Annotated in this window: 9 protein-coding genes; all 9 read left to right on the forward strand. The window is 49.2% G+C overall.

The genetic code is table 11. The features are described from left to right. Positions 1-125 precede the first annotated feature (125 nt). The 9 genes from GPK49_RS06685 (at position 126) to GPK49_RS06725 (ending at position 14800) form a co-directional block, all read left to right on the forward strand. A complete protein-coding gene (locus GPK49_RS06685; RefSeq protein ID WP_215677110.1) occupies positions 126-1400 on the forward strand; it encodes an NCS2 family permease in 1275 nt (424 codons plus the stop codon). A gap of 126 nt (positions 1401-1526) precedes the next feature. Further along, the gene (locus GPK49_RS06690) at positions 1527-2786 is read left to right on the forward strand and encodes a 6-phosphofructokinase (protein ID WP_444876945.1); all 1260 of its coding nucleotides are present in this window, start codon (positions 1527-1529) and stop codon (positions 2784-2786) included. Positions 2787-2876: 90 nt separating this feature from the next. Then, positions 2877-3410 (forward strand): hypothetical protein, encoded by a 534-nt coding sequence (locus GPK49_RS06695; RefSeq protein ID WP_215677085.1) that lies wholly within the window; start codon positions 2877-2879, stop codon positions 3408-3410. A 332-nt stretch (positions 3411-3742) separates the two neighbouring features. Continuing rightward, positions 3743-5779 (forward strand): glycoside hydrolase family 13 protein, encoded by a 2037-nt coding sequence (locus tag GPK49_RS06700; protein WP_215677086.1) that lies wholly within the window; start codon positions 3743-3745, stop codon positions 5777-5779. Between the two features lie 30 nt (positions 5780-5809). Next, on the forward strand, positions 5810-6481 hold the full coding sequence (locus GPK49_RS06705; protein ID WP_215677087.1) for an RluA family pseudouridine synthase: 672 nt from the start codon (positions 5810-5812) through the stop codon (positions 6479-6481). A gap of 157 nt (positions 6482-6638) precedes the next feature. Further along, positions 6639-9083, forward strand: coding sequence for an ATP-dependent Clp protease ATP-binding subunit (locus tag GPK49_RS06710; RefSeq protein WP_215677088.1), 2445 nt, complete (start codon positions 6639-6641; stop codon positions 9081-9083). 184 nt (positions 9084-9267) lie between these two features. Further along, positions 9268-9681 (forward strand): hypothetical protein, encoded by a 414-nt coding sequence (locus tag GPK49_RS06715; RefSeq protein ID WP_016408134.1) that lies wholly within the window; start codon positions 9268-9270, stop codon positions 9679-9681. A gap of 81 nt (positions 9682-9762) precedes the next feature. Beyond that, the gene (radA, locus tag GPK49_RS06720; RefSeq protein ID WP_215677089.1) at positions 9763-11148 is read left to right on the forward strand and encodes a DNA repair protein RadA; all 1386 of its coding nucleotides are present in this window, start codon (positions 9763-9765) and stop codon (positions 11146-11148) included. Positions 11149-11335: 187 nt separating this feature from the next. Next, positions 11336-14800: a pyruvate carboxylase gene (locus GPK49_RS06725; RefSeq protein ID WP_215677090.1), complete on the forward strand. Its 3465-nt coding sequence runs from the start codon at positions 11336-11338 to the stop codon at positions 14798-14800. Positions 14801-14951 lie beyond the last annotated feature (151 nt).

Below are 14951 nucleotides of genomic sequence, written 5' to 3' on the forward strand. Positions count from 1 at the left end.
TCAAGAAAAAACAGATATAATGTGGGAGTTGGTATTTTATCATTATAAAAGGAGGGTTTCTTTTGGATTTTATTGAAAAGTGTTTCAAGTTGAAGGAAAATAAAACCACCTTCAAAACAGAGCTGATGGCAGGCTTGACCACCTTCATGACGATGGCGTACATCCTCGTGGTTAACCCCAGCATCCTCTCTACCACAGGCATGGATGCCGGTGCGCTTCTGACAGCAACCTGTATCGCTTCTGCCTTAGGTACATTCTTTATGGCATTTTTTGCAAACTATCCCTTTGTTCTGGCACCCGGTATGGGGCTGAATGCGTATTTTGCTTTTACCATTTGCGCACAGAAGGGGTATAGCTGGCACGTTGCATTGGCGGCAGTATTTGTGGAAGGTATCATTTTTATTATTTTATCCGCAGTCAATGTGCGTGAAGCAATCTTCAATGCCATTCCCGCAAACATGAAAAAAGCGGTCAGCGTCGGTATCGGTATGTATATCGCATTCATCGGCTTGCAGAATGCAGGTGTTGTTATCAATAATGCTTCTACCTGCGTCAGCCTTGGTGATGTAAAGACCGTTCCCGTTGCACTTGCTCTGATTGGTACCATCATCACACTGGTGCTGGTTATCAGAAAGGTAAAGGGCGCACTTCTGGTTGGTATCCTGATTACATGGATTCTGGGTATCATCTGCCAGCTTGCAGGGGTTTATGTGGTTGATGTGGAAGCAGGCGTATATTCCCTGATTCCCACAGGTCTGATTTCCGCACCCCCCAGCATCGCACCCATTGCCGGCAAGCTGAGCTTCTCCGGTATTTCCATCTTCGATTTTATCGTTGTGATTTTTGCATTCCTGTTCGTTGACCTGTTCGATACACTGGGTACACTGATTGGGGTATCCACAAAGGCAGGCTTCCTCGATAAGGAGGGCAAGCTGCCCAGAATCAAGGGCGCACTGTTCGCAGACGCATTGGCAACCACCGTTGGTGCCGTTCTGGGTACCTCTACAGTAACCACCTTCGTTGAATCTGCATCCGGCGTTTCCGATGGCGGTCGTTCCGGTCTGACAGCACTCACAGCAGGTGTCCTGTTCCTGGTTGCACTGCTGTTCTCTCCCATCCTGACAACCATCCCTTCCTTTGCTACTACACCTGCACTGGTTGTTGTTGGTCTGATGATGGTTGAAAACGTAAGAGATATTGATTTCTCTGATTACACAGAAGGCTTCCCTGCATTCATGACAATCCTGATGATGGTTGTATGCTACAGCATTTCCGAGGGTCTGGTATTCGGCGTAATTTCCTATGTACTGCTGAAGCTGTTCGGCGGCAAAAAGAACGAGCTGAATCCCGTTATCGTCATCATTGCAATTCTGTTCTTCTTAAAGCTGATTCTTGGCTGATTTGCAATTTCATAAAAACGTGTTATAATAACCATGTCCTGTAAATTATTTTTTTGGGGCATGGTTTTCTTTTTTTGGTTTACCCGTTAAAAAATTGCTAAAAAATTGCTGGGAAATGAATTTGAGATGTCCTTTTTTCAGGGACAGGAAAGGCTGGTTACTATGAAAAATCTTCTGGTTGCCCAATCCGGCGGGCCTTCTGCTGCCATCAATGCGACCTTGGCAGGCGTTGTGGAAAAAGCAATGACCAATCAGAATGTTGGTAAAATTTATGGTGCGAAAAACGGTATTATGGGTATCCTGACGGATAAGCTGATTGACCTGACAGAGACACTGGCAGACCCAGAAACCTTGCAGCTGCTTTGCCAGACACCGTCCTCTGCGCTTGGCTCCTGCCGCATGAAGCTGTCCGATTGGGAGGAAAGTACCTTTGAATATGATAAGATTCTGGGGATTTTCCGTAAATATGATATCGGTTATTTCGTTTATATCGGTGGGAATGATTCTATGGATACCGTGCATAAGCTGGCAGGCTTCTGCGAACGCATGCGTATTGATGATGTCAAAATCATCGGCGCACCGAAAACGATTGATAATGACCTGATGGAAACAGACCATTGCCCCGGCTTTGGCTCTGCGGCGAAATATGTTGCGGCAACGATGTCCGAAATTGCCTGCGACTGTAACGTATATGCGCAGCCCTCCATCACGATTGTGGAAATCATGGGCAGGGATGCAGGCTGGCTGACGGCTTCCTCTACGCTTGGCAGATTGAACGGAGATTCTGCGCCCGATTTGATTTATCTTTGCGAGAGACCCTTCCTTGTAGACCGTTTTCTGGAGGATGTGCGTGAAAAAATGGCGGAAAAGCACTCTATCGTCATTGCGGTCAGCGAAGGCCTGCGCAACGAGGAGGGCGATTATGTGACCGATTCCCTGCAAAACAGAGCGGCGGACGCATTCGGGCATAAAATTCTGGCAGGTGCGGCGCGCTATCTGGAGGAAATCCTCCGCTTTGAAATCGGCTGCAAGGTCAGAAGCATTGAACTGAATGTGATGCAGCGTTGTGCGTCTCATGTGGCATCCGCATCCGATATTTATGAATCCAGATTGATTGGCGCGGCGGCGGCAGATTATGCCATCAGCGGCGGCACAGGCAAAATGGCCTGCATCCGTCGTACCTCTGCGCAGCCTTACCGCTTCGGCATTGATTTCGTGGATATCGGGCAGATTGCAAACCATGTGAAAACCGTTCCCGATGAATGGATTAACGAGGCGGGCAACGATGTGACAGAGGAAATGCTTACATATCTTCTGCCCCTCATTCAAGGCGAATTGCCCTGTACCTATAAAAACGGTGTTCCCGTACATCTGCATCTGTATTAAGTATCTGCAAGCCATGTTCGCGCATGGCTTTTTTTATTGTGGTATAAATTCCAATATTTGTGTCCATACTCCCTCCAAAGAGGTGATACAATGCGAAAAACAGCAGTCATTGCAGCTCTGCTCAGCTTTCTGGTTTGCCTGCTGGCAGGGTATTACGCAGCCCTTTGGAGAGGGGAGCAGCATCCGGCAGAAACGCAGGCACATGCCGTTTTGGAAGAAAAAAAGCGGATTCATGCCGGAACGAAAATCGTTTATCAATATTTTTATACGCAGGATAGGGTGATGAAAAAGCACATCGAGCCGGCACCGGAATTTCTGCAGGGCTTGGATTTGGAACAGCTAAAGAGCATTTACACAGGCTGGCAGGTGGTCTTTTTCTCATCGGAGCAGGTGATTCTGCGGTGCAGCATCGAGGGGATGAGTGATGAGGTTTATGTTCTGGGCGAGGATGAAGGCTTTCTTGCGGTTTTCTATGAGGATGGAAAAAAGCAGCTGCGCCTGAAGGAGCGGACAGAGCTGCCGCTTTCCGCCTTGCCGGATGGCGAAGCAAGACAGCTTCAGGAGGGGATGCGCGTCATCGGGGAGGAAAATCTGGCGAAGGTGCTTGCGGATTTTATGTCATAAGGAATTTCGGATAAGAAGATTTTATTTCTAATAAGAAAATTTTATTGTAAAAAGAAAACTATAAATTTATCTTATTTCCAAAGCGGCTTTCCTTTCTGGACAAAAATTGCCCCACATGCTATACTGGATTTGTGAAAACTCCCCTATATTTTTCACCCATCATACCTTCTCTTTTTTAGAAAAGAGGGAGCGACCGCAGATGACTGCATTGAAGCACTGCTTGGTCGCTCTTTTTTTTGCTTGCGGGGGAATTTTTCGGAAAAATTGACACGTCCTGTCCTTTCCCCTTATAATAAAAACCGATGATGTGCAAAGGAAGGTAGTGAAAGCCGATGGATGATAATTTCGGTCTGTCTGCGGAGGAATTTCGCATACAGGCAGTCTATAGCGATGAAACAAGGCAGTTCCGCTCTCCTGCGGAGCCGACCGCGGCGGATTGGGTCAATGTGCGGCTTCGTGTCGGGAGAGGAACGGTTTCTGCTGTTTTCCTCTGCACGAATGAACGGGAATATCTCATGGAGGAGGCGGAAACGCAGGGGGCTTTTTCTTATTTTCAGGCAACCCTGCCCCCGACTGCGGAGGAAATGACCTATTATTTCCGCCTGCAATGCGGCGAAGCAGTAGGCTATTATACAAAATACGGCTTTTTTTCGGAATACAAGCACGAAGGGGAATTTCGGATTTTCCGTGATTACCGAACCCCCGATTGGGCGAAGGGCGCGGTGATGTATCAGATTTACCCCGACCGCTTTGCCAATGGGGATGTCTCCAATGATGTGAAAACGAATGAATATATTTATCTGAAGCAGAAAACCGAGCAGGTCACGGATTGGAACAGCCTGCCTGCCGCAAGCGATATTAACCGTTTTTACGGCGGCGATTTGCAGGGCGTGCTCAATAAGCTGGACTATCTGGCGGAGCTGGGCGTAGAGGTGCTTTATTTCAATCCGCTTTTTGTTTCGCCAAGCAATCATAAATACGATACGCAGGATTATTGGCATATCGACCCCCATTTCGGGAAAATCGTCAGAGAAAGCGGTTCTGTTCTGGCGGCGGATGCCAAAACGAATGAAACCGCATCGCTTTATGCCGCTCGCACAACAGCGGACGAAAACCTTGCCGCCTCGGATGCACTTTTCGCAGAGTTGATACAGCAGGCGCACGCAAGAGGGATGCGCGTCATTCTGGACGGCGTTTTCAACCATTGCGGAGCCTTTCATAAATGGCTCGACAGAGAGGGACTTTATAGGGGCAAGCTGCGCGGCGCATATCGGTATGCGGATAGCCCCTATCATGATTATTTTTACTGGAACGCGGATGGCACCTACGAGGGCTGGTGGGGCTATGAAAACCACCCGAAGCTGAATGTGGAGGGCTGTGCGGCGCTCCGAGAGGAGCTTCTTGCGATTGCAAGGCGTTGGGTTTCGCCGCCGTTTGATGCGGATGGCTGGCGGCTGGATGTTGCCGCGGATTTAGGAAAAACAGAGGAATTCAACCATGCCTTCTGGCGGATGTTTCGCACTGCGGTCAAGAGCGTTTCTCCCGATAAGCTGATTCTGGCGGAGCATTACGGCGATGCCGCCCCTTGGCTGACGGGCAATCAATGGGATTCCATTATGAATTACGATGCCTTCATGGAGCCTGTCACATGGTTTCTGACGGGGGTTTCCAAGCATAGCACCGAAAAGCGCGAGGATATGTATAATAATGCGGATGTGTTCTGGGGAACCATGAGCTATCAGATGGGGAAGCTGCCGTCACAGGCAATTTCTGTTGCCATGAATCAGCTTTCCAATCATGACCATTCCCGCTTTCTCACGCGCACCAATCGCCAAATCGGCAGAGTGGAAACAGAGGGCAGTGCCGCGGCGGATGCAAATGTGGAAAAAGCAGTGCTGCGGGAAGCTGTTTTGCTGCAAATGACATGGAACGGTGCGCCGACCGTATATTACGGGGACGAAGCAGGCGTAACAGGCTGGACAGATCCCGATAACCGCCGCACCTATCCCTGGGGCAGGGAGGATATGGAGCTGATTGCCTTCCATAAGGCAGCAATTTCCCTGCGGAAAGAGTATCCCGTTCTACGCCATGGCTCGCTGAAGCAGCTTTATGGGGCGTATGGCGTGCTTGCCTACGGGCGGTTCGATGAAAAAGAAAAAATTCTGGTTGCGCTGAATAATACAGAGGAAATCCGGACGGTGTCCATCCCTGTCTGGCAGATGGGCGTGCAGACAGAAGGCACGCTGCAAAATTGCCTCATGACGAATCGGGACGGCTTTACGGTGTTCGGCTTTTCCTATCCCATCCGAAACGGGAATGTGCTGCTGCCCCTGCCGCCGAAAAGCGCAATGGCAGCAAGAGAAATTTAATATATTTTAATTATATAAGGAAGAAAAAGAATGAAGATTTTATATGAGGATGCAGTCATGCTTGCGGCAGTGAAGCCGCAGGGGATGCCTGCGCAGGCGGATAAAACAGGAGATTTGGATTTGCTTTCCGCCTTGGAGGAATATACCGGACAGCCGCTTGGGCTTCTGCATCGCTTAGACAGACCTGTCGGCGGCGTAATGCTGTTTGCGAAGGAGAAAAGGGCAGAAGCCTTTCTTGCGAAGGAAATACAGGAGCATCGGCTGAAAAAAGCCTATCTGACGGTGCTTTGCGGCAGATTGCCTGCGGCGGAAGGAGGATTAGAGGATTATCTTCTGAAAAACGCACGCACGAACCTTTCCGAAGTGGTTTCCAAGGAGAGAAAGGGCGCAAAGCGTGCCGCTCTGCGGTATCGGAGGCTTGCGGAGAGAGAAACGGAGCAGGGCGTGCTGACCTTGGCGGAAATCGAGCTGGAAACAGGCAGGCATCACCAGATTCGCGTCCAGACTTCTCATGCAGGCGTGCCCATCTGGGGGGATAAAAAATATAACAAAGGCTTTCCGAAGCGCGGCAAAACGGAGATTGCGCTCTGGTCTTACCGCTTGGAGGGCATCCATCCCGATACGAAACAGCCGTTTTCCTTTACCGCCAAGCCTGAAGGGGAGCCGTTTTCACTTTTTTCGGAAGAATTAACGGAATTGTAAGAAGTATCCTTTGCAATTTCCAGTAAGTTGGTATATAATATGGGAATATCAGAAGAAACCTACGGAGAAGAACCTGTATCGGTTCTTTTCTTTCCGGAATAAATTAGCAATCACAATCATTGATGGCTAACAAATTAAACCAAGGAAGGTGAATAGGATGCAGGAGAAATATACAAAAAAGGCCTTTGATGTGCTGCAAAGGGCAAAGGAGGCCGCAGCAAAGCTTGGCAATGAATATATCGGCACAGAGCATATTCTGCTTGGGCTGACATTGGTGCAGCAGAGCGTTGCCGCAAAGGCGTTGGAGGGTCAGAATGTGACCTACCATCAGGTGATGGAGCGCATTTGCGAAATGCAGGGGGAAAAGCAGAAATTTCATCTCCCCTTGGATATGACACCGCGTGCAAAGCGTGTGGTGGAGCGCAGCAAGCAGGAGGCGGTGCGTCTGGGGGCAAATTATGTCGGGACAGAGCATATTCTGCTGGCACTTCTGCGTGAACCGGATACGCTTGCTATCACGCTTCTGGAGGATTTGGGCGTAGATATTCAAACACTGTACGAGGATATCATGCTGCTTCTGGGCGAAAGCGAAGCGCAGCCTGCCGGTGTGCAGGGGATGCACGAACGCCCGAAGGAGGAGATTTCCGAGACGGAAACACTGGATAAATTCAGCCGAGATATGACGGCACTGGCAAAGCAGGGAAAATTCGACCCGATTGTCGGCAGAGAGCAGGAGATTGAGCGTATCATTCGGATTCTGAGCCGCAGAACGAAGAATAACCCCTGCCTGATGGGTGACCCCGGTGTCGGGAAAACGGCGATTGTGGAGGGTCTGGCGCAGAAAATCAGTGATGGCAATGTGCCCGATACCCTGCGGCATAAGCGGATTCTTTCTCTGGATTTGTCTGCTATGGTCGCAGGCTCGAAATATCGTGGGGAATTTGAGGAACGCATGAAAAAGGCTCTGGAGGATGTAAAGGCGGCAGGCAATATCATTCTTTTCATTGATGAAATCCATACCGTCATCGGCGCAGGTGCGGCAGAGGGCGCGATTGATGCCTCGAATATTCTCAAGCCGGCGCTGGCAAGAGGGGAAATTCAGCTGATTGGCGCAACCACCCTTGAGGAATACCGCAAGCATATCGAAAAGGATGCCGCCTTCGAGCGGCGGTTTCAGCCTGTGCGCGTGGAGGAGCCGACAGAAGCGGTTGCCGTGCAAATGCTGACAGCACTGAAGGACCCCTATGAAATGCACCATAGGGTACGCATTTCGGATGAAGCAATCGCGGCGGCGGTTAGGCTTTCCGCACGCTATGTAACGGAGCGATTCCTGCCGGATAAGGCAATCGACCTGATTGACGAAGCAGCCTCCTGTCTGCGTCTTTCTGCGTATACTGCGCCCACCTCCATCAAGGAGCTGGAGGCAAGAATTGCAGAGCTGGAGCAGGAAAAGGAGACTGCCATTAAGACAGAGGAATTTGAACAGGCGGCGGAAATCAAAAAGCTGCAGGATGGTCTGCGTACCAGTCTGAAGGCGGCAAAGCGCGCATGGGAATCCACGCATGACAGCGGCGAAATTGTGGTGACGGCAGATAATGTCGCAGAAATCGTTTCCCGTTGGACGGGAATCCCCGTGCAGAGCATGCAGGAGGAGGAAAGTCAGCGTCTGCTCCATCTGGAGGAAGTTCTGCATAAAAGAGTCATCGGGCAGGATGAAGCAGTGAAGGCACTGGCAAAGGCTGTCCGCCGTGGGCGTGTCGGCTTGAAGGACCGCAACAGACCCATCGGTTCCTTCCTGTTCCTCGGCCCTACGGGTGTCGGCAAAACGGAGCTTTCCAAGGCACTGGCGGAAGCGCTTTTCGGGGACGAAAATGCCATGGTGCGGATTGATATGTCCGAATATATGGAAAAGCACAGCGTTTCCAGAATGGTCGGCTCTCCTCCGGGCTATGTCGGTTATGAGGAGGGCGGTCAGCTGAGCGAAAAGGTGCGCCGCAATCCTTATTCCGTTGTGCTGTTTGATGAAATCGAAAAGGCATCCCCTGAGGTATTCAATATTCTTTTGCAGGTTTTGGACGATGGACACATTACGGACGGGCAGGGCAGAAAGGTGGACTTCAAGAATACCGTTATCATCATGACCTCGAACGCAGGCGCGCGCAGCATTGCCGCACCCAAGCGTCTGGGCTTTACGAGCGTGGAAACGCCCGAGCAGAGCTATGAAATGATGAAAAAGGGTGTGATGGATGAAATCAAGAACATCTTCAAGCCCGAATTTCTGAACCGTATTGATGATATTATCGTGTTCCATCCGCTGGAAAAGGAGGAAATCACGAGAATTGTGCGGCTTCTGACGGATGTGATGGCAAAGCGTGTAAAGGAAAATATGAATATCACGGTTTCCTTTACCAAAAAAGCAATCGAAAAAATTGCCGAGGAGGGCTATGATAAGGCGTATGGCGCAAGACCGCTGCGCAGAGCCATCCAGTCTAAGATTGAGGATGCCTTCGCGGAGGAATATCTTCTGGGCAATATCAAAGCGGGGGATAAGGTTTCCGTTGGTCTGAAAACGAATGGATTCAGCTTCCGCGTTGTGAAATAATACAGGATTTTATGCAAAAGATTTCAAAAAATTAGCTATACCTGCAATCTATTTTGTGTTATAATCATAACCGTAGTTTTATCCGCTGACAGTGGAGCACAAACAAAGGTTCAAACGTCGGGAATCTCTTTTTTTCGGGTTTCTCGGGCGAGGCACAATAGAGAAGCGAGTGGAGGTACTGAAAATGGCAGTAATCGAAGAATTGATTAGACAGGAAGACAATGGCACAATCAGTTTCGGCAATCATCTGATGGACGAAAAGAAGAAAGTCCTTGATTTTGAAGTGAGTGGTGACTTATATAAAATCAAAACCTTTAAGGAAATCACAAAGCTGGAAAAGAACGGTAAAATGCTGCTGGAAACAGTTCCCGGCGCAACCGTACATAATTTCACCGTAAACGAAAGAGGCGCAGAATTTACCGTTGAGGGGCTGGAGGATACACAGATTACCATGGAGCTGGAGCCCGATACAGAATATAAGATTTTGATTGACGATGTGAATGTCGGCAAGATGAAAACAAATCTGGCAGGCAAGGTAACCTTCAGCGTAGAGCTGGGTAAGGATACCCCTTCTGTTGCAATCGAAAAAATCGGCTGATAAAAAACAAAAAGGGACTGTAATCCGATGGGTTGGATTGCAGTCCTTTTATTATAGAAAAGATACGATTGAGGGAATGCTATGAAAATCAAAACAGTCTATCAATGTACAAGCTGCGGATATCAAAGCCCGAAATGGGCAGGCAAATGCCCCGATTGCGGCGAATGGAATACCCTTGCGGAAACGGCGCAGGTCAGGGGTAGCACAAAGGCGGCGAAGGCAGCGCCGAAGCAGCCGGTTTCCCGCCTTTCGGAGGTGGAAACGGGCAGTGACCAACGCCTGCTGACAGGCATTGCGGAATTTGACCGCGTGATGGGCGGCGGCATTGTGCGCGATTCCGTCACCATCATCACCTCGCCCCCCGGCGGCGGCAAATCCACTCTGAGCCTGATGGCGGCATCTGCGCTGGCAAAGCAGGGCTTTCGGGTGCTTTATGCATCGGGGGAGGAGAGTGACAGTCAGATTAAAAACCGTGCAGACCGTATTCTGGACACCATTGCGGAAAATATCTGGATTGTGGCGGACACCTCTATGGACAACGTATTGGACGCGATTCGGGAAATTGACCCCGATCTGATTATTCTGGACAGCATCCAGACCTTTTCTCTGGCGGAATTTTTGCCCTCGCGCGCAGGCAACCCGACGCAGACCATGGAATGTGCGTCTGCTCTGGTGGCGCAGGCAAAAAATAAAAGCCGCCCCAGAGCGGTGCTGATGATAGGGCAGATGAATAAAAGCGATGAAATCGCAGGTCTGCGTGCCTTGGAGCATCTGGTGGATGCGGTGCTTGTGCTGGAGGGCGAGGGTGCGGATGAGCTGCGGTGTCTGGTTGCAACGAAGAACCGCTTCGGCAGTACGGGCGAAATGGGCTTTTTCACTATGACAGAGGCAGGGCTTGCGTCCATCGAAAACCCCTCGGCTTATTTTGTAACGAAACGGGAGAGGGGCGATTCTGTTTCTGGCAGTGCGATTGCGGTTTTGAAGGAGGGCTCTCGTCCTGTCATTGCGGAAATCGAAAGTCTGGTTTCCCCTTCCTTCACGCCGTATCCCTCGCGCATCAGCGAAACCATGAAAAAGGATACCATGAATACGCTGATTTCCATTCTGGAGCAGAGGGGCGGCATTAAGCTCTATGATAAAAATGTTGTCATCAAGACCACAGGCGGTCTGTATCTGAAGGAGCAGGCGGCAAATCTTGCCGTGCTGATGAGCATTGCCTCCTCAGTTTATGATAAGCCGATTCCCTCGGATTGGGCATTTCTTGCCGATGTCGGGCTGACGGGCGAATTGAAGCGTGTCCCTTCTGTGGAAAGCCGCATCAAGGAGCTGGACCGCATGGGCTTCAAGCAGGTTTTCATTCCCGCAGGCGGCATGCGGGAGCTGCATTTGGAGAATATCCGTGTGGTGGAAGCAAAATTTTTGTCACAACTTCTGAATCATGTCTTTGGGAAAAAAGGAAATGGATAAAGAATACAGTTTTTTGTCCACAATATAAAGACATAAGTATTTCTTATGGGTATTCGACACAATTTATGGTTTACGAATAGAAATTCCTGTATTATAATAGGGAGAAACTATGTTTTTCTAAGACAAGTCAAAAATGCTTTGGCATCCAAAGCAATCTATACAAAAACCGAAAAAGGAGGTATCCCCCATGCAGAACGTAGAAATTAGAAAATTTAAAAAGGTTCTGGTTGCAAACCGTGGCGAAATTGCCATTCGTGTGTATCGTGCGCTGAATGAATTGGGCATTCAGACAGTAGGTATTTTCTCAAAGGAGGATAAATATGCGCTGTTCCGCACAAAAACCGATGAGGCTTATATGCTGAATCCCGAAAAAGGCCCTCTGGATGCATATCTGGATATCAAAAACATCATCAAAATTGCAAAAGCAAAAGGTGTAGATGCGATCCATCCCGGATATGGGTTCCTTTCCGAAAATCCCGAATTTGTTGAGGCATGCGAAAAGGAGGGGATTGCTTTTATCGGCCCCAATGTAGATGTCATGTATAAAATGGGGGATAAGATTTCTTCCAAGAAAATGGCAATCGAATGCAATGTTCCCATCATCCCCGGTGTTGACCATGCAGTCAGAAGTCTGGATGAGGTAATGGAGGTTGCCCGGAAGGTCGGCTATCCCGTTATGCTGAAGGCATCCAACGGCGGCGGCGGTCGCGGTATGCGTATTGTAAATTCCGAAGAGGAAATGCCCAAGGAATTTGAAGAAGCAAGAAACGAAGCAAAGAAGGCCTTCGGTGATGATAAAATTTTCGTAGAAAAATATCTGCGTGACCCCAAGCATATCGAAGTACAGGTGCTTGGCGATAAATACGGCAATGTGGTGCATCTGTTTGACCGTGACTGTTCCGTGCAGAGAAGACACCAGAAGGTAATCGAATTTGCGCCTGCCTTTACCGTAAGCCAGCCTGTCAGAGAAAAAATTCTGGCGGATGCAGTGCGTCTGTCCAAGCATGTAGGCTATAAGAACGCCGGCACACTGGAATTTCTGGTGGATGCCGATGAAAACTACTACTTCATCGAAATGAACCCTCGTATTCAGGTAGAGCATACCGTTTCCGAGGAGGTAACCGGTATTGATATCGTACAGGCACAGATTCTGATTGAGGAGGGCTATCCTCTGAGTGCGCCCGAAATCGGCATTTCCTCTCAGGAGGATGTACACTGCAACGGCTATTCCGTGCAGCTGCGTATCACAACGGAAGACCCTGCAAACAATTTCATGCCCGATACAGGCAAGATTAACGTATATCGTTCCCCTGCCGGCAACGGTATCCGTCTGGATGGCGGCACAGCCCACACAGGCGCAGAGGTTACTCCTTATTATGACAGCCTGCTGGTTAAGATTATCGCGCATGACAGAACCTTTAAGGGCGTGACCAATAAGGCAATTCGTGCGATTAAGGAAACCCGTATCCGTGGCGTAAAAACAAATATTCCTTTCCTCATCAATGTTTTGCAGAGCGAAACATGGAGTGAAGGGAAATGTACGACAACCTTTATCGAAAAAACACCTGAGCTGTTCCGCTTCATTCCCGGAAAGGACAGAGCAAGCAAGATTGCGGAATTCATCGGCAACCAGATTGTCAATGAATCCAAGGGACAGAAGCCGCAGTTTGACCCCATCGTTGTGCCTTCCTTCGGCAAGACCGAAAATGGCAAAACCATTGAGGTTCCCGGTGCAAGGGATACCTTCCTCAAGATGGGCGCAAAGGCATATACACAGTCCCTTTTGAAGGAAAAACGCCTGCTGGTAACAGATACCTCCATGCGTGACGCGCATCAGTCCCTGATGGCAACCAGACTGCGTACCAATGACCTGATGGCCGCTGCACCCGCAACAAATATGGCAATGGCAAACGCCTTCTCCGTAGAAGCATGGGGCGGCGCAACCTTTGACGTTGCGTATCGTTTCCTCAAGGAATCCCCTTGGGTGCGTCTGCAGCAGCTGAGAGCGGCAATGCCCAATACACTGATTCAGATGCTCCTGCGTGCATCCAACGCTGTCGGCTATGCAAACTACCCCGATAACGTGGTGCAGAAATTCATTGAGGTTTCCGCAGAACGCGGCATTGATGTGTTCCGTATTTTCGATTCCCTCAACTGGGTGGAAAATATGAAGATGCCCATCGAGGTCGCGCTGAATACAGGCAAAATCGTAGAAGGCTCCATCTGCTACACAGGGGATATCTTAGACCCTAACGAAACAAAATATACACTGGATTACTATATCAGAAAAGCAAAAGAGCTGGAGGCTATGGGCTGTCACATCTTCGCAATCAAGGATATGGCAGGTCTTTTGAAGCCCTATGCGGCGAAGGAGCTGTTCAGCACACTGAAAAAAGAGCTTCACATTCCTCTGCACCTGCATACACACGATACCACAGGCAACGGTGTCAGCACCGTTCTGATGGCGGCAGAGGCAGGCGTGGATATTGTTGACCTTGCAATTCAGTCCATGTCCTCTCTGACCTCTCAGCCCTCCATGAACGCTGTTGTGGAAGCGTTGAAGGGCACAGAAAGAGATACCGGTCTGAATACCGAACAGCTGATTGAGCTGAGCCATTATTATCAGGGTGTGCGTCAGATTTTCACAGGCTTTGAAAGTGAAATGAAGACACCCAATACGGAAATCTATAAATACGAAATCCCCGGCGGTCAGTATTCCAACCTGCTGGCACAGGTTAAGGCAATGGGCTCCGCCGACCAGTTCGAGGAAATCAAGCACCTGTATAAGGATGCGAATGACCTTCTGGGCAACATCGTTAAGGTAACACCCTCCTCTAAGGTTGTTGGCGATATGGCAATCTTCATGTCTAAAAACGGACTGACAAAGGATAACATCATGACAGAAGGGGCGGAGGTTTCCTATCCCGATTCCGTTGTGGATTACTTCCTTGGCAACATCGGTCAGCCTGAGGGCGGCTTCCCTGCGGATTTGCAGAAAATCGTGCTGAAGGGGCAGAAGCCCATCGAGGGCAGAGCAGGCGCACTGCTTCCTCCTGCGGATTGGGAAGCTATCGAAAAGCATCTGCATGAAGCACATGCCCTGAAGAAGGTGAACCCCAGAAATGTGCTTTCCTATGCACTGTATCCCAAGGTATATGATGACTATGTAAACCATGAGGAGGTTTATACAGACGTATCCAAGCTGAGCAGTGATGTATTCTTCTTCGGTCTGGCGAAGGGCGAAGAAACCTCTATCGAAATCGGCGAGGGTAAGGATATTCTGATTAAATATATCGATATGACAGAGCCCAATACAGAGGGTATCCGCACACTGACCTTTGAAATCAACGGCGTAATGCGTGAAATTAAGGTTCTGGATAAGCACCTTGAGGTAAAGAGCGACGGCAAGCTGAAGGCAGATAAAAATAATCCCTTCCACCTTGGCTCCTCCATCCCCGGCACCGTTTCCAAGATTCTGGTGAAGGAGGGCGAGGAGGTCAAGAAGAACCAGCCTCTGCTGACGGTTGAAGCAATGAAGATGGAAACCTCCATTGTTGCAAATCAGGACGGCGTGATTGATAAGATTTATGTAAAAGAGGGCGAACAGGTAAATCAGGGCGATTTGCTGGTTTCCTTCGTACAGGAGGGCTGATATTTTTCAGTCGGTATAAAAATAACGAAGCTAAGGCACAATCCTTTATGGGTTGTGCCTTTTTCATGGGCTGATTTTTTATAGAAAAAAATTGTTCCGAGAAAAAAAGTATGCTATGATAAATTTATGATTTGACGAACCCTGATGAAGA

It is taken from the genome of Clostridium sp. MCC345 (assembly GCF_018785345.1).
GTDB lineage: Bacteria > Bacillota > Clostridia > Lachnospirales > Anaerotignaceae > Anaerotignum_A > Anaerotignum_A faecicola.